Origin of the sequence: Streptomyces poriferorum, assembly GCF_019399235.1 — a bacterium.
GTDB classification, from domain to species: domain Bacteria; phylum Actinomycetota; class Actinomycetes; order Streptomycetales; family Streptomycetaceae; genus Streptomyces; species Streptomyces poriferorum.
On the sequence record NZ_JAELVH010000111.1, the window covers coordinates 1 to 20875 of the forward strand.

Here is a 20875-nt window from a genome sequence, read left to right on the forward strand (position 1 = left end):
GCGCGGCCCTGCGGCCCCGGGACATCGCCCGCTTCGAGGTGCGTACGGCGGCGGGCCGGCCGCTGCTGCGGCTCACCCGTTGAGGCGCGCTACTTGAGCAGCTTGGAGAGCCGCCGGTCGGCCAGCGGCTTGCCACCGGTCTGACAGGTCGGGCAGTACTGGAGCGAGGAGTCGCTGAAGGACACCTCACGGATGGTGTCCCCACAGACCGGGCAGGCCCGACCGGTACGCCCGTGGACGCGCATGCCGCTCTTCTTCTCGGCCTTGAGGCGCCCGGCCGCCAGTCCGCTGGAGCGGGCGACGGCGTCGTTCAGGGTGGTGCGCAGAGCCGTATGGAGCCGGGTGATCTCCTCGTCGGTGAGGTGCGCGGTGAGTTTGAACGGCGACATCCTGGCGACGTGCAGGATCTCGTCGCTGTAGGCGTTGCCGATACCGGCGATGAGGGACTGGTCGCGCAGGGCGCCCTTGATCTGGCGGCGTTCGCCTTCGAGCAGCGCGGCGAACGCGTCCCGGTCGAAGGCCGCGTCGAGCGGGTCGGGGCCGAGGCGGGCGACCCCGGGGATGGCGGCCGGATCGTTCACCAGGTACACGGCGAGGCGTTTGGTGGTCCCGGCCTCGGTCAGGTCGAAGCCGTCGCCGCCGGTGAGGACGGTACGCAACGCCAGGGGGCCCTTCCCCGGGCGCGGCGGGGTGGCGGGAAATCCGTCCTTCCAGTGCAGCCAGCCGGCCCGGGCGAGGTGGGTGACCAGGTGCAGAGGTCCGACGGCGATGTCGAGGAACTTGCCGTGCCGCCGGACGCCGGTGACCGTACCGCCGTGCAGGGCGGCAAGGGGTGGGTCGTACGTCTTGAGGACGCTGATGGCGAGCGGCAGGACACGGTCGATCTCCCTGCCGACCAGGTGGTCGTCGAGGAAGACCCGCAGGGCTTCGACTTCCGGCAGTTCGGGCATGGTTCCAAGCCTGCCGCAGCCCGCGCCCCGGCGCCTACCGGAGGCCGTACACGCGCTCGGCCGTGGTCGCGAGGACGGCGTCCCGCTCGTCGTCCGCGAGGCCGTCGAGGAGTGCGAGCGCGGTCTCGACGACCTCGGTGTACGTCGCCGCGAGCCGGCACACCGGCCAGTCCGAGCCGAACATCAGCCGGCCGGGCCCGAAGGCGTCGAGGACCGTGCCGGCGTACGGGCGCAGGTCCTCGAGGGTCCAGTCGTGCGGGTCCGCCTCGGTGACCAGGCCGGAGAGTTTGCACACGGTGTTGGGGAGGGCGGCGAGCGCCCGCACGTCGTCGGCCCAGGGGTGCTGCTGCCCGGTGGCGATCTGCGGCTTGCCGGCGTGGTCGAGTACGAAGGTGAGCCCTGGCAGCAGTTCGGCGGCGCGGACGGCGGCGGGCAGCTGGTGGGGCTGGACCACCAGGTCGTACACGAGTCCTGCGTCGGCCACGGCGGCCAGTCCGCGCTGTACGTCAGGGCGCAGCAGCCACCGGGGGTCGGGTTCGCCCTGCACCTGGTGGCGGAGCGAGACGAGGCGGTCGCCGCCGGGGAGCTCGCGCAGGGCGGCCAGGGTGTCGGCGATGTCCAGCGCGGTGAGATCGCTCCAGCCGACGATGCCGGCGACCAGGTCGCTGCCGTGGGCGAGCGCGAGGAACTCGGGGGTCTCCTCCGGGAGTGTGACGGTCTGGACGAGCACGGTCGCGGACACGCCGTTGGCCCGGGCTTCCGGCTCCAGGTCGGCGAGGGTGAAGTCGCGGCGCAGAGGGGCCAGTTCCTCGCCGGTGATCCAGTCCTGGTCGCGTACCGAGAGGTCCCAGACATGGTGGTGGGCATCGACGATGCGGGGGCGGCGGGTCATCTCACAGCTCCCAGACGACCGGGAGGCCCGCTTCGGCCCCGTCCGACGAGTAGTCGTGCGCGACGTCGAGGAGTTCGGCCATCCTGGCCTGCCACGCGACGTTGACGGGGAGCTGCTCCAGTTCGGCGAGGAGCCGGGCGTAGTCGTCGCACTCGATGACGTGGAACAGGTCGGTGCCGCTGCGCCAGATCGTCCAGGAGGCTGCTCCCGCCGCCCGGATCGCCCGGGTCAGTTCGGCCGGGACCTCGCGGTGCGCGGCGTCGTACTCGGCTGTCCGGTCCGCACGGACCTTGGTGTGCAGGGCGATCCGCATGTCAGTGTCCGTTCTCGGTCAGCAGGCCCTCGGCGCGAAGGTCGTCCCAGAGGGCGTCGGGTATCTCCTGGCGGAGGAGGACGGCGGCGTCGCGCACCTCGTCGGGTGACCGGGTGCCGACGAGCACACCGGCGACCGCCGGGTGGCTGAGCGGGTAGTGCAGGGCGGCGGCGCGCAGCGGCACGCCGTGGCCCTCGGTGACGGCCTTCAGGCGCAGGGCCCGGTCCAGGAGGTTCAGCGGTGCGGCGGCGTAGTCGTACGTCGCGCCGGGCCGCGGGTCGGCGAGGAGGCCGGAGTTGAAGACGCCGCCGACGACGACACCGCGGCCGCGGGCGGCGGCCGCGGGCAGGAGTTCACTCAGGGCGGACTGGTCGAGGAGGGTGTAGCGGCCGGCGCAGAGCACCACGTCCACGTCGGTCTCGACGACGAAGCGGGTGAGCATCGCGGTCTGGTTCATTCCGGCCCCGATGGCCCCGATCAGCCCTTCGGCCCGCAGCTTCTCCAGTTCCGGGTAGGCCTCGCCGAAGGCGGCTTCCGCGTGGTCGTCGGGGTCGTGGAGGTAGGCGATGTCGATGCGGTCGAGGCCGAGGCGTTCCAGGCTGTCCTCGATGCTCCGGCGGACGCCGGCGGCGCTGAAGTCCCAGCGCCTGCGGTGCGTCGCACGGACGGCGAAGCCCTCGGAGAGCGCTTCGGACGCGGCGGCCCCGCCGTCGGGCAGCGGGTCGAGCACCCGCCCCACTTTGGTGGACAGCACGTACGCGTCGCGGGGCCGGCCGCGCAGCGCCTCGCCGAGCCGTCGCTCCGAAAGGCCGAGCCCGTAGTGCGGCGCTGTGTCGAAGTAGCGCACGCCCTCGTCCCAGGCCGCGTCGACGGCTGCCGCGGCCTGCGCGGGCTCCACGGCGCTGAACAGATTGCCGATGGCGGCTGCTCCGAAGGACAGCTCGGTGATCTCGACCGCGCTGTTTCCCAGTCTGTTGCGCCGCATGTTTCCGCCGCCCTCCCCGAAGATCGCTTCCTGCACACAGCGAATATTCATCGGATCACTTGGGCGCGTCAACACCCCGGAGGACATCCGTGGCGGCAATTGCTCGCCGATCTGTCCGATCTATGGGGCGGCGCTCACGGGCAGCAGTGTCAGCAGTTCGGCCACCTCCTCCTCGGCGCAGCGCCCCAGCCGCTCCAGGTCGGGCAGTGCCTTGCCGTCGGCCACCAGGCCGATCTGCACCGTGCCGCCGTACGTGGTCAGTGCGACGGCCAGCGACTGACCGCGGGCCAGCGGCGCCATCGGGTAGAGCGCCCGCAGCGGGCAGCCGCCCAGCGACAGGGCCGAGCGCGGCAGCGGCACGCTGGTGACGAGCACGTCGAAGAGCATCCGGGCAGCGTTCCCGGCCAGCGGCGCACCGAAGCGGTGGGCCAGCGAAGGCAGTTGGTCGGCGAGGACGGCGACCGCTCCGGCCCCGCGCAGCGGCCCGGCGGACTTGTTGCGGTCCATGGCACCGCGGACGGCCCGCAGCCGCTCCCAGGGGTCGGGCTCGGAGACGGGAAGGCCCAGCAGGTACGCGGAGAGCCGGTTGCCGTGGGCTGCGGCCGTGCCGCCCGGGCGGCGACGGGAGACGGGGACCAGAGCGCGCGGGTCGGAGCCGGGCAGCGGTTCGCCGCGCTCCAGCATCCAGCGGCGCAGCGCACCCGCCACGACCGCGAGCAGCACGTCGTTGCCGGTGCCGCCCGCCGCCCGGCGGATCCGCCGCACGGCTTCGAGGTCGAGATCGGCCGTGGCGAGGCGCCGGGTGCCGGAGGAGCTTGCGCTGAGGGCCGGCGCGCCGCGCAGATCGAGGCGGCTGGCCCGTACGAGCGAGGCCCCGACACCGAAGGCGCGGCCGAGGTCCTCGATCCGGCCGAGGGCGAGCCCGGCGACCTGACGGGGGCCGGGCATCCAGGAGCGCGGCGGCACGGGGCGGACCCGGCCGGGCGCGGGTCCCGGGCCGCCCCGGCCCGCGGCCGAGGCGATCTCGTCGAAGATCCCGGCCCCGATGGCGACCGCGCGCATTCCGTCGGCGAGCGCGTGGTGGAGCTTGACGAGCACGGCGAAGGGGCCGTCCGGGGCGCCTTCGATGAGGTACATCTGCCAGGGCGGCAGCCCTCGGCGCAGCGGCTGCTCCATCAGTTCGCCCGCGAGCAGGGTGGCCGCCGCCATGAACCCGGCCTCGCCCTCACCGGCGGTCGCCGCCTCGGGCAGCCGCACCCGCTTGACGTGCCGGTGGACGTCGAAGTCCTTGTCCACCGACCAGGCCGCGCCTCCGACGGGCAGCAGCACGTCACGCACCCGCATCCGCAGCCGGGGAATGGCGGCGGCCCGGGTGCCGAGCAGTTCGAGGAGGGCGTCGGGGCCCGGAAGGCGGTCGCCGTCCGGTGCGAAGACGGCGAGCGCGCCGAGGTGCATGGGGTGCGCATCGGACTCGAGGTGCCAGAAGGCCAGATCGAGAGGTGCCAGTAGCTCAGTGCCCAACGGGTCCTCATGTCATGGATGACGAAGACTGACAAAACCGCAGTCAATCTCGCGCGGTCGGTTACGGTCAAGTACAGACATGTTACGTTCTGTTACTTTTCAGTAGTGTTCAATTCCCGGGGAACGGCGGCGCCCTCGGCGAATCAGCCTCGTGGCGGGATGACGAATTCGCACCAGACGCATTTGCCGGTGCCCCGGGATTCGACGCCCCAGGCGTCCGCCAGCCGGTCGACGAGCATCAGCCCGCGGCCCGAGACACCCGCATCACCCGCGTCGCGGCGGCGCGGCAGCGCGCTGGACCGGTCCTCGACATCGACGCGCAGACGCCGTTCGGGCCCGGTGAGGACCCGGATGGTGACGATCGCTCCGCCGTCGGTGTGCATCAGGGCGTTGGTCGTCAGCTCGTCGGCGGCCAGCTCCACCTCGTCGGCCCGCTCCTTCGCACCCCACGCCCGCACCGCCGCACGGATCATGTGCCGCGCCGAGCTGAGCGCCTCCGGGTCGTTCTGCCCCACGTGCTGCTGGAGCCGGCCGCCCGGCTGCGGGGCGTGGGCGGCCTTGCGGCGCAGCAGCAGCACCGCCACATCGTCCTCGCCGCCGCGTTCGTCGACCGATTCACAGAGCCGGTCGGCCAGCCGCTGGAGGTCCTCGGGGCCGTTCCTGATCATGGCGGTGAGCAGTTGCATGCCCTCGTCGAGGTCGGCGCCCGGCAGCTCGACCAGGCCGTCCGTGAACAGCACCATGGTCTGCCCGGGATCCAGCTCGACCGTGCTGACCGGGTACTCCAGCCTCCCGAACTCGGCGGAGAGCCCCAGCGGGAGCCCGCCCTCGACGAGCACCTTGCGGCAGCTCCCGTCTGCGTCGCGTACCAGGGGGTCGACATGGCCGGCCCTGACCACCTGCACCACCCCGGTGGTCAGGTCGGCCTCGGCGTAGGTGCAGGTCGCGAAGCGGTCGGTGTCCAGCTCGTGCAGGAAGACGGAGGCCCGCGCCATGACCGTGGCGGGGCTGTGCCCCTCGGCCGCGTACGCGCGCAGCACGATGCGCAGCTGGCCCATGACGGCGGCGGCGTGGGTGTCGTGGCCCTGGACGTCCCCGATGACGGCGCCGACCCGGCCGCCGGGCAGCGGAATGACGTCGTACCAGTCGCCGCCGATGTCCCGGCCCAGCCGGGCCGAGCGGTAGCGCACGGCGATCTGCGCTCCCGGGACATCGGGGATGCGGCGCGGCAGCATCGCCTGCTGGAGGCCCTCGGCGAGGTCGTGCTCCTGTTCGTACAGCATGGCGCGCTGGAGGCTCTGGGCGATGGAGCTACCGAGGGCGACCAGCAGATTGCGTTCGTCGCCGGTGAATCCGTTCTTGTCGCTGTACAGGAGGCCGAGGGCGCCGATGGGGCGGGCCTGGGCGATCAGCGGCAGATAGGCGGCCGAGGTGATGCCCAGATGGCTGATGTGGGGCCACAGGACCGGATACGAGTCCGCGAAGTCCTCGGCGGACTCGATGAAGCGGGGACCGAGCGTGCGCACGACCTCGCTCATCGGGTACTGCTCGTCCGTCCGCGTGTACCGGGTGCCCGGCACGAAGGCGCCTTCGGGCCCGTCGGCCACCAGGTGGATGCGGCCGGCCTCGATCAGCCCCATGACCAGGCTGGTCGCCCCCAGGTGAGCCAGCCCCTGGGAGTTCTTGAGCACGTCGATGACATCCTTGACGGTACGGGCATGGGCCAGCGCGGCCGTGGTGGCCTCCACCAGGCTGGTCCGCCGCCGCCGCTCCTCGTCCAGCTCGTGGCGGGCCGTGGCTTCGGCCAGCTCCTGCGTGGCGTCGCGGACGATCCCGATGATGCGGCGCGGCCGCCCGGTGGCATCGCGCTGGACGAAGCCCTGGGTGTGCGTCCATTGGAGGGTGCCGTCGCGCCTCAGAATGCGGAAGTACGCGCCGTAGTTCTTCCGGCCGGACTTGAGCGCCTGGGTGACCATGGCGTCGAGGCGTACGCCCTCGTCCGGCGGCACCCGCGTCCCGAGCGTCGTCGGCTTGTTGTCGTACTCGTCGGCCCTCAGGTCGAACACGTCGAGGGCCGCCTGTTCCATGTGCATGAGACCGCTGTCCAGGTCCCAGTCGAAGCTGCCCATACGGTTCAGGGCGAGACTGAGGTCCGGGTGGGCGGGCCAGTCGTCCGGGAGTGACAGGGCACCCGCTACCCGATCATCCATGCGGATCACTCTGCCACCATTTGTCCGATTCTTCGAGTGAGCCGTCCACCAGGTGAACGTGCGATGGAACACATTTCCGAGCCGCTCGAACGGGCCGATTTCCCGGAGATTCCGCGGGATTCCCCCGTCCGGCAAAGGTGCGGGGTGCCGGATATCGCCGCAGAACGCCGACCCGCCCCGAAAGCGGGCAGAGGCAGCGGCTAACGTGTGCGTCGGGGTGGAGTAAGCCAAGCCTTACCACGGCCCGCCCCGCTCCTGCTCGTTCGTCCTAAGGAACAGCTCGCCATGACACGCCCCGTCCGCGTAGCCATCGTCGGAGCCGGCCCCGCCGGAATCTACGCAGCGGACGCGCTGCTCAAATCCGATGCCGCCGCCGACCCGGGCGTCTCCATCGACCTGTTCGAGCGGATGCCCGCCCCGTTCGGCCTGATCCGGTACGGCGTGGCCCCGGACCATCCGCGGATCAAGGGCATCGTGCAGGCGCTGCACCAGGTCCTGGACAAGCCCCAGATCCGGCTCTTCGGGAACGTCGACTACCCGAACGACATCGGCCTGGACGAGCTGCGGACCTTCTACGACGCGGTGATCTTCTCCACCGGCGCCGACGCCGACCGCGCCCTCGACATACCGGGGAGCGGCCTGGACGGCTCGCACGGTGCCGCCGAGTTCGTCTCCTGGTACGACGGTCACCCGGACGTGGCGCGCACCTGGCCGCTGGAGGCCGAGAAGGTCGCCGTCCTGGGCGTCGGCAACGTGGCCCTGGACGTCGCCCGCATCCTCGCCAAGACCGCCGACGAGCTGCTGCCGACCGAGATCCCCGCCAACGTCTACGACGGCCTGAAGGCCAACAAGGCGCTGGAGGTGCACGTCTTCGGGCGGCGCGGTCCCGCCCAGGCCAAGTTCAGCCCGATGGAGCTGCGGGAGCTGGACCACTCGCCGAACATCGAGGTCATCGTCAACCCCGAGGACATCGACTACGACGCGGGCTCGATCGAGACCCGGCGAGGCAACAAGCAGGCCAACATGGTCGCCTCCACGCTGGAGAACTGGGCGATCCGCGACGTCGGCGACCGGCCGCACAAGCTCTTCCTGCACTTCTTCGAGTCCCCCGTGGAGATCCTCGGCGAGGACGGCAGCGTCGTCGGCCTGCGGACCGAGCGCACCGAGCTGGACGGCACCGGCAACGTGAAGGGCACCGGCCAGTTCAAGGACTGGGACGTGCAGAGCGTCTACCGCGCGGTCGGCTACTACTCGCAGGAGCTGCCCAAGCTCCCCTTCGACGTCGCGTCCGGCACGGTTCCGCACGCCGCCGGGCGGGTTCTGGCCGGCGGCGAGCCGATGGAGTCGGTGTACGTCACCGGCTGGATCAAGCGGGGCCCGATCGGCCTGATCGGTCACACCAAGGGTGACGCCAACGAGACGGTCGCCTGCCTGCTGGAGGACCACACCACCGGCCGGCTGCCCGCCCCGGCGCAGCCCGAGCCGGCGGCCGTGACCGAGTTCCTGGAGTCCCGCGGCGTCCGCTACACCACCCGTGAGGGCTGGTACCGCCTGGATGCGCACGAGCGCGCCCTGGGCGGGGCCCAGGGCCGCGAACGGGTCAAGGTCGTGGAGCGCGACGCCATGCTGGACGCCTCGGAGCCCGGCAACTGACACCACGATGAAGGCCCCGGGAACACCCGTACGGGTGTTCCCGGGGCCTTCGCCGTTACGTCGGTGTCAGCGGCCCTGAAGCGCCTTGACGTTGTCGCCGAAGGTCCAGCCCTTGGAGCCGTCCCAGTTCAGCGACCAGGTCATCAGGCCCTTGAGGCTGCCGCTGTAGTGGTTCCAGGCCTGCGCGACGAGGTTCGGCGCCATATGGCCGCCGCCGGCGCCCGGCTGGGCGGGCAGACCCGGCACCTGCTTGTCGTAGGGCACCTTGATGGTGGTGCCCTGGATGACGAGCCCCTTGTCGAGACAGTCCGTCTGAGCCGTGAACCCCTGGACGGTGCCGGCGGAGTACGAGTCGCCCGCGCAGCCGTACATGCTGCCGTTGTAGTACTGCATGTTCAGCCACCAGAGCCGGCCATTGTCCGCGTACTTCTTCACGATGGGCAGGTAGGCGCCCCAGATCGATCCGTACGTGATGCTGCCGCCGGTGACGTAGGCGGTCTCCGGAGCCATGGTCAGACCGAAGTTCGACGGCATCTGCGCGAGCACGCCGTCGATGATGCGGATGAGGTTGGCCTGCGAGGCGGACAGCTGGTTGATGTTGCCGCTGCCCGTCAGGCCGGTCTCGATGTCGATGTCGATGCCGTCGAAGTTGTACTCCTTCAGGATCGGCACCACCGTCTCGACGAAGCGGTCGGCGACGGCGCCGGAGCTGAGGTCGATGCCCGCGGCCGCGCCACCGATGGACATCAGGGTGGTGAGTCCGGAGGCCTTCGCCTGACACATCTCGGCGGGCGTCGGGACCTTCACGGTCGAGTCCATCCCGTCCTCCCACAGGACGGTGCCGTCCGAAAGAATCACCGGGAAGGCCGCGTTGATCACGTTGTAGCCGTGCTGCGGGATACGGCTGTCGGTGACCGGGATCCAGCCCAGGGGCGGGTGCACACCGTTGGACGCGCCATCCCAGTTCTCCCAGTACCCCTGGAGCACCTTGCCCGACGGCTTCGACTTGACCGCGCAGGTGTCCTCCTGCGCGGAGCTCGGTGTGGCCGCGACCAGCATCTGTACGATGCACGCCGCCGCGAGGCCGGCTCCCAGCAGCCGTGAGGTGCGACCGAACATGACGGACTCCCTTCCCTGATTAGCATGTCCCTGACAATTCACTACGGGACCACGCCTGCGCTCAACGTAAAGTGGTCCAGACCTTCCGTCAATAGGTCTGGACCAAAGGTGTCGGCTTGTCCGTTCACCGGCCGACAGGTACGCCCCGGGACCGTTCGCGCACCCGGTCCGGATAGCGCTCCGTGAACCGGACCGCCAGGACCAGCAGGACGACGGGGATGATCCAGTTGAACCAGTCGGCACCGGACGACGTGTGCACCGCGACCAGTCCCAGCAGCGCCGTGGCGACGAAGACCCCGCCCCAGACCAGCGTCAGCACCCGGTTCACCTGCCGGAAGACGGGCGAGCCCCACACCTCACGGGGCGTGGTCTCCCGCGCGTACTGCTCGGTGAACGGGACGAACGCCAGCGATCCGAGTGCCACCACCGCGACCACCGAGCTGGACAGCACCTGCGCGTACCGCTCGACCCAGAAGAGGTCCTGGCGGTCGAGGAAGAGCGCCAGGACGCTGAGTACGGCGAAGAAGACGATGCCGGTGACCTCCAGCACCTTGAACGAACCCCGGCGCATGTCGGGGAGGTTGAGTACGACAGCTGCGACGAGACCGGCCAGCGCCGCATACTCCCAGGTACTGGGGGATGCGATGACATCGAAGATGATCCACGGGGCGAACGCGAAGAACAGATTCCCGGTCCGCCGCCCGGAATTGGCTGGGGCCACCGGACACCTCCGGAGCATGTCCCGCGGCACTCTGCCGCTTCCTCCATGGTGAAGCCGGCACCCTCCCTCCGCATCTCCGCAGCCGCATCTCCGTACCCCCGGGCCCGCGTTGCCGCGGCTGCGGGCCGGAGATTCAATGAAGGATCGGCACGGCACGCATTCGGGTGCGCACACGCCCGCCAAAGGGAGGCCACGATGGCCACACATGCCCAGCAGGCCTTCGACCCGTCCCGCGTCGTCCATCTGTCCGGCCGTTTCGCCCCGGTGACCGACGAGGTCGACGAGGCCCGACTCCAGGTGACGGGCGAACTGCCGGACGAGCTCGACGGACTCTTCCTGCGCAATGGCCCCAACCCCCGCTTCAGCCCCATCGGTTCATTCCTCTACCCGATCGACGGGGACGGAATGCTGCACGGGGTGTGGATCTCCGGCGGCCGGGCCCGGTACCGCAACCGTTTCGTCCGCACACCCGCCGTACTGGCCGAGGAGCGTGCGGGACGGGCACTGTGGGGCGGTATCGAATCGATGATCATGCCTCAGGTCCCGGATGTGGAACCGGAGTTGGCCGGAACGTTCCGCGACCTGCCGGACATCAACGTGGTCCGCCACGCCGGACGGCTACTGGCACTCGCCGAATCCGACTGCCCCTTCCGGATCACGCCGGAACTGGAGACGGCCGGCAAGGAGACGTTCGGCGGGGCACTGCCGGCGGGCATCACCGCACACCCGAAGATCGACCCGCTCACCGGCGAGATGCTGGTCTTCTGCTACGGCCTGGAGCCCCCCTACCTCACCTGGTCGGCCATCGCCCCCGATGGCTCCGTCGCCCGCGGTCCCACGACGATCGACGGACTCGACGAACCGATGATGATCCACGACATGGCACTCACCGCCAGGTTCCTGGTGATCGTGCTGGCGCCGGTGTTCTTCGACATCGCCGCCGCGATGAGTGGTGGATCCATGATCGACTGGCGGCCGGAGCGCGGCACCCGCGTGGCCCTCGTCCCCCGCGACGGCGGCCCGGTGCGGTGGGCTTCGGACGAGGCCTTCTGGCTGTGGCACACGGTCAACGCGTACGACACCGGACCCGAGGGCGGTGATGTGGTGCTGGACTACGTGCAGTGGTCCCGCCTCTCCATGGGCGCGCCGGACCCCGCACAGGCGCCCAACACCGCCGGTCTGGTCCGCGCGGTCATCGATCCCGTGGCCGGCACGATGCACCGGACGGTGCTGGACGACGCCAGGATGGAGCTTCCCCGCACGGACGACCGTCTGATCGGCCGCCGGCACCGACAGCTGGCCGTGGCCGCGGACTCCGGCAACCCGGATCTGCTCCCGGGCGAGTTCGACGCGCTGCGCTGGTACGACGGAAGGGACGCGTCGGGTACGAGTGCGGTGTGGCAGGCCGGGGATCTGTCTGTCGGCGAACCGGTGTTCGCGCCCTCACCGGGCACCGCGCCGGGCGAGGGCGGCCACTGGTTGACGTACGCCACCGACCGTACCGACGACAGCAGCTGGCTGCTCGTGATCCCCGCCGAGGACCCCGCGTCCGGCCCGGTCGCCCGGGTGCGGATCCCGGTGCGGGTGCCGTTGGGGCTGCACGGCAACTGGCTGCCGACTCAGGAGTGAGGTACGGGCTCCACCGGCTTCCGGGTACGACCGCTACCCCTCTACGGGCTCGGAGATGCCCACGGAGTCGCCCTCCTGCCAGGGCAACTCGATGGCCGTCTGCGGTTCGTCCGTCATGGGCGGCACCAGGCCCGGCGGCTCGTCCGGGTCGGCGGGAGTCCCGGTCGGCTCGTCCGTCGGGAGCCCGGGGAACGGTTCGGGGTACCCGTCGGTGGCACCGTCCGAGGGCGCACCGGTCGGCGTCGGGCAGTTCGTCGGCGCACCGGTCGGCCCCTCCGTCGCCGCGACCGCCTCGCCGGGCGGTGTCGGCTCGCCGGGCGTAGGGCAGTCCCCTCGCCCGGGGGTGGAGTGCGACGGCGTCGGCTTCTTCGGCGCCTTCGGTTCCTTCGTCTTCGCCGGAGGCGCGTCGGGCAGCGGGCCGGTGATGTCGGTGCCGGGGGCGTAGGGCGGCGGCACCTCGGGGGTGCGGTCACGGGCGCCCTCGTCCCCGACCGGACGCTCCATCCAGCTGTTGTGGTCCGCGTCGACGATGACCAGGTCCGTGACGGCCTTCGCGGCGGGTGCGACGACGACGGTCCGCGCCGGGTCGTAGCCCGCCCACGGCTCGCCCCGGCCGCCGTGCGCCGCTCCTCCCCCGGCGGGCCGGCTCAGCGGGTTGCCGCAGGCGCAGCGGACGCGCGGGAGGCCACGGTCGTCCACCAGCACGGCGGTGCCGGCCTGCAGCACGGACTGGAAGGCGGTGGCGGAGCCCGCGCGGAAGCCGTGGCTGCCCACCCGGGTGTCGGCACGCAGGACCACGGGCGTCAGGCCGCGCAGGAACTCGGGGACGCCGGCCCGGTCCACCCCCGCGGCCTGCGCGAAGGCCTTCTCCCTGGCCGGGTCGGCGGCGAGGAAGCGGATCTGCTGTCCGACATCGCAGGCGGCGACGGAGCGGGTGCCGCCGTAGAGGCCGGGGGTCGAACCGGGAAGAGTGCGCGGGCCCTCGTCGCCGGGCGCGGGCGTACGCGGTGGGGCGGTGCGGGGTGTGGCCGGCGCGGCGCCGGCCGGTTCCACCGTGGACCGGGTGAAGGGGTCGGGGCCCTGCGCGGCGGCCTGCTGGAGGAGCAGCTCATCGGCGTCGGCCGTTCCTTCGGTGCCCTGCCCGCCGCTGTCCCCGGCCTGCCGGGAGCAGCCCGCGGTGACGAGGATTCCGGCGGACAGTACGGCGAGCACGGCTCGGCGCATGCGTATCGGTGCGCGCACGAAGGAGTCTCCTGCCTGGTCACCGGTCCCGGGATGGGTCCCCTCATGTCTGCCGCAGTTCCCTCTCCCCCGCAAGCCGGGGCGGTGGGGCGTGCGCCGGGCTTCCGCACCGAGCCCGGTGCTCCGTTCGGGTGACGCCCGGGACCCGGGCCGTGCCGGATCGCGTGAACGGAGGCAGGGACCGGGACGCCGAGAAGCGACGGGCCGATACTGGAAGCGATGGACTGGTTCACCGCAGACGGGTACTGGCTCGGCCGGCTCCTCTTCCAGAAGGCCCTGGCCGTCATCTATCTGACCGCCTTCCTCACCGCCGCGCTCCAGTTCCGGGCGCTGATCGGCGAGCGAGGCATGCTGCCCGCTCCCGAGCTCCTGCGCCGTACGGACTGGCGAACCGCCCCGGGCCTGTTCCGCCTGCACTACTCCGACCGGTTCTTCGCCGTGGTCGCCTGGTCCGGCTGCGTGCTCGCCGTCGCGCTGCTGGCGGGCGCGGACCGTTTCGTACCCCTGTGGGGGGCGATGGTCCTGTGGGCCCTGCCCTGGGCGCTGTACCTGTCGATCGTGCAGGTAGGCAGTACGTGGTACGGCTTCGGCTGGGAGTCGCTGCTCCTGGAGACGGGGTTCCTCGCCGTCTTCCTCGGCAACGCGCACACGGCGCCGCCGGTGCTCGTTCTGTGGCTGCTGCGCTGGGTGCTGTTCCGGGTGGAGTTCGGCGCCGGGCTGATCAAGATCCGCGGTGACGCGTGCTGGCGCAAGCTGACGTGTCTGTACTTCCACCACGAGACCCAGCCGATGCCGGGCCCGCTGAGCTGGTTCTTCCACCACCTCCCCCGCCCCCTGCACCGGGCCGAGGTCGCGGCCAACCATGTGACCCAACTCCTCGTGCCGGTGCTGCTCTTCACCCCGCAGCCCGTGGCGGGCGTGGCCGCGGGGTTGATGATCCTCACGCAGCTGTGGCTGGTGCTGTCGGGCAACTTCGCCTGGCTCAACTGGCTGACGATCGCCCTCGCCCTGTCGGCCGTGGACTGGACCCCGGTCGCCGAGCCGCCCGCGCAGGCCGGTGCGCCGCTCTGGTACGAGGTGGTGGTCATCGTCGTCACGGCCCTGGTCGTGGTCCTCAGCTACCGCCCGGCCCGCAACCTCATCTCGCGCCAGCAGATCATGAACCGCTCCTTCGACCCGCTGCACCTGGTCAACACGTACGGCGCCTTCGGCAGCATCAGCCGTGTCCGGATGGAGGTGGTGGTCGAGGGCACCGACGAGCCGGTGATCCACCCGGGCACGGTCTGGCGGGAGTACGGCTTCCGGGGCAAGCCCGGCGATCCGCACCGGCTGCCGCGCCAGTTCGCCCCGTACCATCTGCGGCTCGACTGGATGATGTGGTTCGCGGCGCTCTCGCCCGCGTACGCCCGCCCCTGGTTCGGGCCGTTCGTGGAGCGGCTGCTGGAGAACGACCGGGACACGCTGCGGCTGCTGCGGCACAACCCGTTCCCGGGTGAGCCGCCGGCGCACGTCCGCGCCAGGGTGTACCGCTACCGGTACACGACCTGGCGCGAACTGCGGGCCACCGGGTGCTGGTGGCACCGCACCTACGTGCGCGAGTTCCTGCGCCCCACCCCGCCGGGCCCGGCTACCGGCCGCCCTCGCGGGAGCGCAGCAACGAGCTGATCTGCTTGACGAGTTCGTCGTCCTCGGAGGCCGGCTTGCCGGAGACCAGGGCGCCGAGGCGCTCGGCGGTCTGGAAGTCGTACGCGCGCTCCTCCTCCTCGCCGGGGACGGTGGCGTACTCCTCCCTGGCACGGAATCCGACGGTCAGGTCCACGGCCTTGGCGATGAGCCAGGTGAGGATGAACGAGAAGGCGATCACGGAGACGATGGCGACGAGCTGCTTGCCGAGCAGCCCCCAGCCTCCTCCGTAGAAGAGACCCTCCTTGCCGCTGATGCGCGCGGTGGCGAAGAGGCCTACCATGATCAGGCCGATCAGCCCACCGACGCCGTGCACGCCGACCACGTCGAGCGTGTCGTCCACGTTGAAGCGGAACTTGAGCGTGATCGCGAAGGCGCAGACCGCGCCGACGACGAGACCGGTGATGACCGCGCCGAGCGTGTCGATCTCACCGCAGGCCGGGGTGATGGCGACCATGCCGGCGACGGCGGACGAGACGACGCCCATGGTGGTGACGTTGCCGGTGCGCCACTTCTCCACCAGCGGCCAGGTGACCATGGCTCCGGCGGCCCCGAGCTGGGTGTTGATGAAGGCCGCGGCGGCGGTGCCCTGGTCGGTCAGCGCGGAACCGGAGTTGAAGCCGAACCAGCCGAACCAGAGGAGGCCCACTCCGATGACCACGAGCGGAATGTTGTTGGGGCGCTCCTCGCGGCGGGCGAAGTCCCGCGGCGCGCGCAGCACGAGGGCGACGGCCAGACCGGCGACGCCCGAGTTGAGTTCCACCGGCAGACCGCCGGCGAAGTCGAGTGCGCCGAGATGCTTGACGATCCAGCCGTCCGTGTCGAACACCCAGTGCGCGATGGGGATGTAGACGATGAGCAGCCACAGCACGACGAAGACGAGCCACCCCTTCATCGTGGCGCGGTCCGCGATCGATCCGCTGACCAGCGCCACCGTGATGATGGCGAATCCCATCTGGAAGGTGCTGTAGACGTAGGTGGGAATCGCCCCGGTCAGCGTGTTCAGCTCGATGTCGTGCATGAACACGTGGTCGAGGTTCCCGATGAGTCCGGCGCCGCCGACATCGGGTCCGAACGCCAGCGTGTATCCGATGACCCACCAGACGAGGGTGCCGAACGCCAGCGCGGCGAAGCTCATCTTGATCATCATGAGCACATGGCGGGTGCGCACCATGCCGCCGTAGAAGAAGGCGAGCCCCGGCGTCATCAACAGCACCATGGCGGTGGCGGCGAGGAGCCAGGCGGTGTCCCCGGAGTCGTACGCGGCCGGCATCGGCGCGGGAGCGGTGTTCATCGGCGGATCCTCGTGTGGGTCGGTGGGGGGTCAGGGCTTGCGCAGGTCGGGGGCCGGATGGCCGGTGAGCAGGCGGCGGACGGCCTGGCGGACGGCCTCGTGCGCGGCGGCGGTCCGGATCGGGCTGTCGTCCAGCACCCGCACCCACGCTCCGCAGTCCCGGGGCAGGACGCTCACCCCGTACAGGACCCCGAGTTCCGCGAGCGCGCCGTGCAGGGCGTCGGCGAGTTCGGTGGCGGGGACACGGTCGGTCACGGCGAACAGTGAGGCGACGTGGTCGTGACCGGCGAACACGCCCGGCCCCAGGACTTCCCCGCCGCTTCGTCCGGGAGCCAGGCGCAGGGTGTCCACGGCGAGCAGCGTGCCGTCGGGGCGGCTGATGTGCAGGTCGGTGGCGAGCACCCGGTAGGCGTGCCGTTCACCGCGGGCGAGCCGTCCCGCGGTGAGCGTGTCACCGACGACGACGGTGGCGCCCGGGGCCACGACGACCTCGGTCCGCTGGTAGAAGCGGGCGTCCTTGAACGGGATCAGCGGGTCGGGCAGGTACTCGACATAGCTCCCGGCCTCCGCCGTCAGATGGACCCGCTGGCTCGCGTAGTCGTGTTCCATCCGGAAGACCTTGGTGGCGGCCTGGGTGGTCAGGTGGACCTGGGTGTCCGGGCCGCAGCGGAAGTCCATCCGGTAGCGGTCGGCCTGGGCGATTCCGCCGCCGGTCGCCATCATGTAGACGTAGCTCATGCCGGGCAGTTCGGGGTCGATCCACAGCGGCCGCATGATCTGCAGGGGGGTCTTCTGGTAGCGCTCGACGAGTTCGGTGCGCTCGCCCCGTACGGCGAAGGCCAGGTCGAGGATGCCGACCTTGGCCGGGGAGCCCGGAGCGAGCGTGTCCGGCACGGAGGCCAGGGCCGCCACCTCCGGGGGGACGCGGACCGCGGTGTAGTACTTCTCGGCGAGCCGGTCGGCACGGGGCCGGTACGGGGCGAGCGGCATGTCAGATCAGCACCTTGCGGCGCGATTCGAGGTACACCGCGATGTCGTCGATGCCTTGGCCGGTGAGGCAGTCGGTGAGGACGACGGGGCGGTTGTCGCGTACCCGGTGTGCGTCGGACTCCATCACGTTGATGTCCGTGCGCACGTACTTCGCGATGTCGATCTTGTTGATGACGAGAAGGTCGGAGTCGGTGATGCCGGGTCCGCGCTTGCGAGGCATCTTCTCGCCCTCCGCCGTGTCCAGGACGAAGATGAAGAGGTCCACGAGCGCCGGGCTGAAGGTCAGCGTCAGGTTGTCGCCGCCGGACTCGTAGAGCAGCGTGTCGGTGTCCGGGAAGCGCTCCAGCATCTCCGCGCCGGCCGCCAGGTTCATCGTGGGGTCGTCGCGCACGGCGGTGTGCGGACAGGCCCCCGTCTCGACACCGACGACCCGCTCGGGTTCGAGGACGCCGGCCAGCGTGCGGCGGACGTGCTGGGCGTCCTCCTGCGTGTAGATGTCGTTGGTGATGACGGCGGGGCGGTGACCGCGTTCGATCAGCATCGGAACCAACGCCTCGATGAGCGCGGTCTTGCCGGATCCGACCGGTCCGCCGATGCCGACCCGCAGTACGTTGTCGTCCATGGTGCTGCTCCCTGTGTGGTTCGGGGTGGATTTCAGCTGGCGAAGAGCCGTGCCTCGGCGCGTTCATGACGGCCCGACATGATGTCCGAGGCGAAGACGGTGGCGCCGACGTCGTCGAGCTCGCGCCGCAGCGCGGCCTCGACGGTCTTCTCGATGACGGGTGCGGCGCCCCGGATCAGGGTCTGAGTCGTGCGGTGGTCGGTCAGCCGCAGCCGCAGGGCGGCGCCCGCGAAGCTGACGCAGAAGGCGAACAGGTCCGCGGCGACGGCCTGCCGGACCGGAACGCCCGTCGCCGCGTAGATGACTCCCGCGGCCACCGCCTGCGTTCCGGGTGCCTCACGCCGTACGACCCGGTCGAAGTAGTCGCCGATCTCCGGCCGGCCGAAGACCTCCTGGCCCAGGTCCAGCAGCTGGCGCCCGGTCCGGGTGGCGGCCTGGCGCATCTCCCGGCCCAGTTTGGTGGCCAGGAGATGCTCGTCGATCCGGACGACGGCCGCCGGGTCACCGGCCGCCGTCGCGCGGTGGGCGAGGGCGAGCGCGGTGGCATCGGCGGGACCGACACCGTGCAGCAGCAGGTCCTCCAGCAGGAGCGGCAGACTGCCGGAGTCGACGGCCCCGGCCTGCGCGAAGCCCTCAAGGCTGTGCGACAGCGTGTAGAAGCCGCTGGGGAACGCGGAGTCGGTCAGCTGGAGGCTGACCATCAGCGGTCCCAGACCCGTAGCCGTACCGGACCCGTTCACCGCGGCCACGGTGTCCTTGACGGTGTCGCCCTCATCGCGGTACATCGGCCCTAGACCAGGAAGTAGAGGTGGTTGAGGGGCAGCTTCTCGGCCGGGTCGATGGTGGCGACCTTGCCGTTGAGCGTGACCTTGAACGTCTCCGGGTCGACCTTGATGTCGGGCAGGGCGTCGTTGCGGACCATGTTGTGCTTGCCGATGGTGCGGGTGCGGCGCACCGGCAGGACCGTGCGTTCCAGGCCGAGTTCGGCCGGTACCCCGGCGGCGATGCCCGCCTGGGACATGAAGGTGGCGTGGGTCGCCTGCATCGCCTTGCCGTACTGGCCGAACATCGGCCGGTAGATGACGGGCTGCGGGGTCGGCAGCGAGGCGTTGGGGTCGCCCATCTGCGCCCAGGAGATGATGCCGCCCTTGATCACCATCTTCGGCTTGGCGCCGAAGGAGTGGATCGGCCAGAGCACGATGTCGGCGAGCTTGCCCTTCTCGATCGATCCCACATGGTCGGAGATGCCGGAGGCGATGGCCGGGTTGATGGTGACCTTGGCGAGGTAGCGCAGCACCCGCTGGTTGTCGTTGCGGGCCGAGTCGCCCTCCAGCGTGCCCAGCTTGTCCTTGCAGTGGTGCGCGGTCTGGAAGGCGCGGGTGACGGACTCACCGATGCGGCCCATGGCCTGGGAGTCGGAGGAGAAGATGCTGATCACGCCGAGGTCGTGCAGCACCGACTCGGCGGCGATCGTCTCGGCCCGGACCCGGCTGTCGGCGAAGGACACGTCTTCGGGGATGTCATGGCTGAGGTGGTGACAGACCATGACCATGTCGAGGAGTTCGTCCACCGAGTTCACCGTGTACGGCAGCGTCGGGTTGGTGGACGACGGCAGGACGTTCGGCTCGCCGGCGATGCGCAGGATGTCGGGTGCGTGACCGCCGCCCGCGCCCTCGCTGTGGAAGGTGTGGATGGCCCGGCCGTCGATCGCGGAGCGGGTGTCCTCGAAGAAGCCGCCCTCGTTCAGGCTGTCCGTGTGGATGGAGACCTGGACGTCGTACCGGTCGGCGACGTTCAGCGCGTTGTCGATGACGGCCGGGGTCGCGCCCCAGTCCTCGTGCACCTTGAGCCCGCAGGCACCGGCGACGACCTGCTCGTTGAGCGCCTCCGGCAGGCTGCCGTTGCCCTTGCCCATGATGCCGAGGTTGACCGGCATGGTCTCGGCGGCCTGGAGCAGCTTGCCGATGTTGTACGGGCCCGGGGTGCAGGTGGTGCCGTTGGAACCGTCCGAAGGACCGGTGCCACCGCCGATCAGCGTGGTGATGCCGTTGGTCAGCGCCTGCTCGGCCTGTTGCGGGGCGATCAGGTGGACGTGGGTGTCGATGGCACCCGCGGTGGCGATGAGGTGCTCGCCCGCGATGGCTTCCGTGCCCGGCCCGATGACCAGGTCCGGGTCGACGCTGTTCTGCGTCTGCGGGTTGCCGGACTTGCCGATGCCGACGATGAAGCCGTCCTTGATGCCGATGTCGCACTTGACGACGCCGACCATCGGGTCGATGACGACCACGTTGGTGATGACGGTGTCCAGTGCGCCCTGGGCAGCGGTGGCCTGCGGGTCCGAGGCCATGCCGTCGCGCATGGTCTTGCCGCCGCCGTAGAGGACCTCGTCGCCGTACTGGCCCTCGCTGTAGTCCTTCTCGACCTCGACGATGAGGTTGGTGTCGGCGAGGTGGAACCGGTCGCCGACCGTCGGCCCGAACATGTCGGTGTACTGCTTGCGGGGCAGGATGGGCATCAGCGCGAACCCTTCTTCTTTTCGTTGGTGGCCTTGGAGCCCTTGGATTCCTTGGTGGCGCGCTTGGGCTTGGCGTCAGGGGCGCCCTGCGCTCCCTCGAACCCCTGCTCGATGGCCCTGCGGACGGCCTCGACGCGGGCGGGGTGGGAGGAGAGGCTGCCGTTGAGCAGTCCGCTGAAGCCGACCAGACGCCCGGTGCCGCCGTACGCGCAGAGCTCCACCTCGCGCGAGCCGCCCGCCTCGATCCGCACGGAGGTGCCGGCGGCGATGTTGAGGTGCATGCCGAGCGCCTTCTGGCGGTCGAACGACAAGGCCGAGTTGACCTCGAAGAAGTGGTAGTGGGAACCGACCTGAACGGCGCGGTCACCGGTGTTGCTCACGGTGAGCTTCACCGTGCGGCGGCCCGCGTTGAGCTCGATGGGGCCCTTGCCGTACAGATACTTCTGACGGAACGTCATGCGATGCTCCTGATGACTCGGTCCGCGCCAGGGGCGGACGGGTGGCGGTGCGTGTGCAGGGGGCCGGGGCCGGGGCCG

Annotated in this window: 18 protein-coding genes; 3 read left to right on the forward strand and 15 right to left on the reverse strand. The window is 70.7% G+C overall.

Annotated features, from left to right (window positions below):
- Positions 1 to 89: 89 nt before the first annotated feature.
- From JGS39_RS19955 to JGS39_RS19980, 6 genes are all read right to left on the reverse strand, one after another.
- Positions 90 to 950 carry an Fpg/Nei family DNA glycosylase gene (locus tag JGS39_RS19955; RefSeq protein WP_219570544.1) on the reverse strand — a complete coding sequence of 287 codons (861 nt, stop codon included), beginning with the start codon at positions 948 to 950 and terminating at the stop codon, positions 90 to 92.
- A 34-nt stretch (positions 951 to 984) separates the two neighbouring features.
- Positions 985 to 1842, reverse strand: a complete 858-nt coding sequence (locus JGS39_RS19960) for an amidohydrolase family protein (protein ID WP_219570545.1) — start codon at positions 1840 to 1842, stop codon at positions 985 to 987.
- 1 nt (position 1843) lies between these two features.
- Positions 1844 to 2155 carry an L-rhamnose mutarotase gene (locus JGS39_RS19965; protein ID WP_219570546.1) on the reverse strand — a complete coding sequence of 104 codons (312 nt, stop codon included), beginning with the start codon at positions 2153 to 2155 and terminating at the stop codon, positions 1844 to 1846.
- A 1-nt stretch (position 2156) separates the two neighbouring features.
- Entirely contained in the window at positions 2157 to 3140 is a 984-nt protein-coding gene (locus JGS39_RS19970; RefSeq protein ID WP_219570560.1) for an aldo/keto reductase, read from the reverse strand.
- Positions 3141 to 3260: 120 nt separating this feature from the next.
- Complete coding sequence (locus tag JGS39_RS19975; protein ID WP_219570547.1) at positions 3261 to 4661, reverse strand: wax ester/triacylglycerol synthase family O-acyltransferase; 1401 nt, start codon at positions 4659 to 4661, stop codon at positions 3261 to 3263.
- Between the two features lie 143 nt (positions 4662 to 4804).
- The gene (locus JGS39_RS19980; protein ID WP_219570548.1) at positions 4805 to 6871 is read right to left on the reverse strand and encodes a SpoIIE family protein phosphatase; all 2067 of its coding nucleotides are present in this window, start codon (positions 6869 to 6871) and stop codon (positions 4805 to 4807) included.
- A 285-nt stretch (positions 6872 to 7156) separates the two neighbouring features.
- Between JGS39_RS19980 and JGS39_RS19985 the strand changes: the two genes are divergently transcribed.
- Positions 7157 to 8524, forward strand: coding sequence for an FAD-dependent oxidoreductase (locus tag JGS39_RS19985; RefSeq protein WP_219570549.1), 1368 nt, complete (start codon positions 7157 to 7159; stop codon positions 8522 to 8524).
- Positions 8525 to 8590: 66 nt separating this feature from the next.
- Here the strand turns inward: JGS39_RS19985 and JGS39_RS19990 are convergent, their stop codons facing one another.
- Entirely contained in the window at positions 8591 to 9643 is a 1053-nt protein-coding gene (locus JGS39_RS19990) for a chitinase (RefSeq protein ID WP_219570550.1), read from the reverse strand.
- 124 nt (positions 9644 to 9767) lie between these two features.
- Positions 9768 to 10364 carry a hypothetical protein gene (locus JGS39_RS19995; protein WP_306084134.1) on the reverse strand — a complete coding sequence of 199 codons (597 nt, stop codon included), beginning with the start codon at positions 10362 to 10364 and terminating at the stop codon, positions 9768 to 9770.
- Positions 10365 to 10559: 195 nt separating this feature from the next.
- On the opposite strand from JGS39_RS19995, the gene JGS39_RS20000 reads away from it, so the two are divergent.
- On the forward strand, positions 10560 to 11993 hold the full coding sequence (locus tag JGS39_RS20000) for a carotenoid oxygenase family protein (protein WP_219570551.1): 1434 nt from the start codon (positions 10560 to 10562) through the stop codon (positions 11991 to 11993).
- 33 nt (positions 11994 to 12026) lie between these two features.
- On the opposite strand, the gene JGS39_RS20005 is transcribed toward JGS39_RS20000, so the two are convergent.
- Complete coding sequence (locus JGS39_RS20005; protein WP_219570552.1) at positions 12027 to 13235, reverse strand: DUF6777 domain-containing protein; 1209 nt, start codon at positions 13233 to 13235, stop codon at positions 12027 to 12029.
- Positions 13236 to 13454: 219 nt separating this feature from the next.
- On the opposite strand from JGS39_RS20005, the gene JGS39_RS20010 reads away from it, so the two are divergent.
- Positions 13455 to 14900 (forward strand): lipase maturation factor family protein, encoded by a 1446-nt coding sequence (locus JGS39_RS20010; protein WP_219570553.1) that lies wholly within the window; start codon positions 13455 to 13457, stop codon positions 14898 to 14900.
- Here the strand turns inward: JGS39_RS20010 and JGS39_RS20015 are convergent.
- The 6 genes from JGS39_RS20015 to JGS39_RS20040 are packed head-to-tail and all read right to left on the reverse strand — an operon-like array spanning position 14863 to position 20797.
- Positions 14863 to 16212: an ammonium transporter gene (locus JGS39_RS20015; RefSeq protein ID WP_219570554.1), complete on the reverse strand. Its 1350-nt coding sequence runs from the start codon at positions 16210 to 16212 to the stop codon at positions 14863 to 14865. The genes JGS39_RS20010 and JGS39_RS20015 overlap by 38 nt on opposite strands.
- A gap of 30 nt (positions 16213 to 16242) precedes the next feature.
- The gene (locus tag JGS39_RS20020; RefSeq protein WP_219570555.1) at positions 16243 to 17202 is read right to left on the reverse strand and encodes an urease accessory protein UreD; all 960 of its coding nucleotides are present in this window, start codon (positions 17200 to 17202) and stop codon (positions 16243 to 16245) included.
- Position 17203: 1 nt separating this feature from the next.
- Positions 17204 to 17824 carry an urease accessory protein UreG gene (gene ureG, locus JGS39_RS20025; protein ID WP_219570556.1) on the reverse strand — a complete coding sequence of 207 codons (621 nt, stop codon included), beginning with the start codon at positions 17822 to 17824 and terminating at the stop codon, positions 17204 to 17206.
- A 32-nt stretch (positions 17825 to 17856) separates the two neighbouring features.
- Positions 17857 to 18609, reverse strand: a complete 753-nt coding sequence (locus tag JGS39_RS20030; protein WP_219570557.1) for an urease accessory protein UreF — start codon at positions 18607 to 18609, stop codon at positions 17857 to 17859.
- A gap of 5 nt (positions 18610 to 18614) precedes the next feature.
- On the reverse strand, positions 18615 to 20339 hold the full coding sequence (gene ureC, locus JGS39_RS20035; RefSeq protein WP_219570558.1) for an urease subunit alpha: 1725 nt from the start codon (positions 20337 to 20339) through the stop codon (positions 18615 to 18617).
- Positions 20339 to 20797 (reverse strand): urease subunit beta, encoded by a 459-nt coding sequence (locus tag JGS39_RS20040; RefSeq protein ID WP_219570559.1) that lies wholly within the window; start codon positions 20795 to 20797, stop codon positions 20339 to 20341. Before JGS39_RS20040 ends, ureC begins: the two co-directional genes overlap by 1 nt.
- Between the last annotated feature and the right edge of the window lie 78 nt (positions 20798 to 20875).

What these genes read in the sequence shown, in the direction of transcription:
- JGS39_RS19980 (WP_219570548.1), bottom strand. Translation starts at nt 6,871, where the DNA reads ATGGATGATCGGGTAGCGGGTGCCCTGTCACTCCCGGACGACTGGCCC.
- JGS39_RS19955 (WP_219570544.1), bottom strand. Translation starts at nt 950, where the DNA reads ATGCCCGAACTGCCGGAAGTCGAAGCCCTGCGGGTCTTCCTCGACGAC.
- ureG (WP_219570556.1), bottom strand. Translation starts at nt 17,824, where the DNA reads ATGGACGACAACGTACTGCGGGTCGGCATCGGCGGACCGGTCGGATCC.
- JGS39_RS20040 (WP_219570559.1), bottom strand. Translation starts at nt 20,797, where the DNA reads ATGACGTTCCGTCAGAAGTATCTGTACGGCAAGGGCCCCATCGAGCTC.
- ureC (WP_219570558.1), bottom strand. Translation starts at nt 20,339, where the DNA reads ATGCCCATCCTGCCCCGCAAGCAGTACACCGACATGTTCGGGCCGACG.
- JGS39_RS20030 (WP_219570557.1), bottom strand. Translation starts at nt 18,609, where the DNA reads ATGTACCGCGATGAGGGCGACACCGTCAAGGACACCGTGGCCGCGGTG.
- JGS39_RS20020 (WP_219570555.1), bottom strand. Translation starts at nt 17,202, where the DNA reads ATGCCGCTCGCCCCGTACCGGCCCCGTGCCGACCGGCTCGCCGAGAAG.
- JGS39_RS20010 (WP_219570553.1), top strand. Translation starts at nt 13,455, where the DNA reads ATGGACTGGTTCACCGCAGACGGGTACTGGCTCGGCCGGCTCCTCTTC.
- JGS39_RS19990 (WP_219570550.1), bottom strand. Translation starts at nt 9,643, where the DNA reads ATGTTCGGTCGCACCTCACGGCTGCTGGGAGCCGGCCTCGCGGCGGCG.
- JGS39_RS19970 (WP_219570560.1), bottom strand. Translation starts at nt 3,140, where the DNA reads ATGCGGCGCAACAGACTGGGAAACAGCGCGGTCGAGATCACCGAGCTG.
- JGS39_RS19965 (WP_219570546.1), bottom strand. Translation starts at nt 2,155, where the DNA reads ATGCGGATCGCCCTGCACACCAAGGTCCGTGCGGACCGGACAGCCGAG.
- JGS39_RS19985 (WP_219570549.1), top strand. Translation starts at nt 7,157, where the DNA reads ATGACACGCCCCGTCCGCGTAGCCATCGTCGGAGCCGGCCCCGCCGGA.
- JGS39_RS20015 (WP_219570554.1), bottom strand. Translation starts at nt 16,212, where the DNA reads ATGAACACCGCTCCCGCGCCGATGCCGGCCGCGTACGACTCCGGGGAC.
- JGS39_RS19960 (WP_219570545.1), bottom strand. Translation starts at nt 1,842, where the DNA reads ATGACCCGCCGCCCCCGCATCGTCGATGCCCACCACCATGTCTGGGAC.
- JGS39_RS20000 (WP_219570551.1), top strand. Translation starts at nt 10,560, where the DNA reads ATGGCCACACATGCCCAGCAGGCCTTCGACCCGTCCCGCGTCGTCCAT.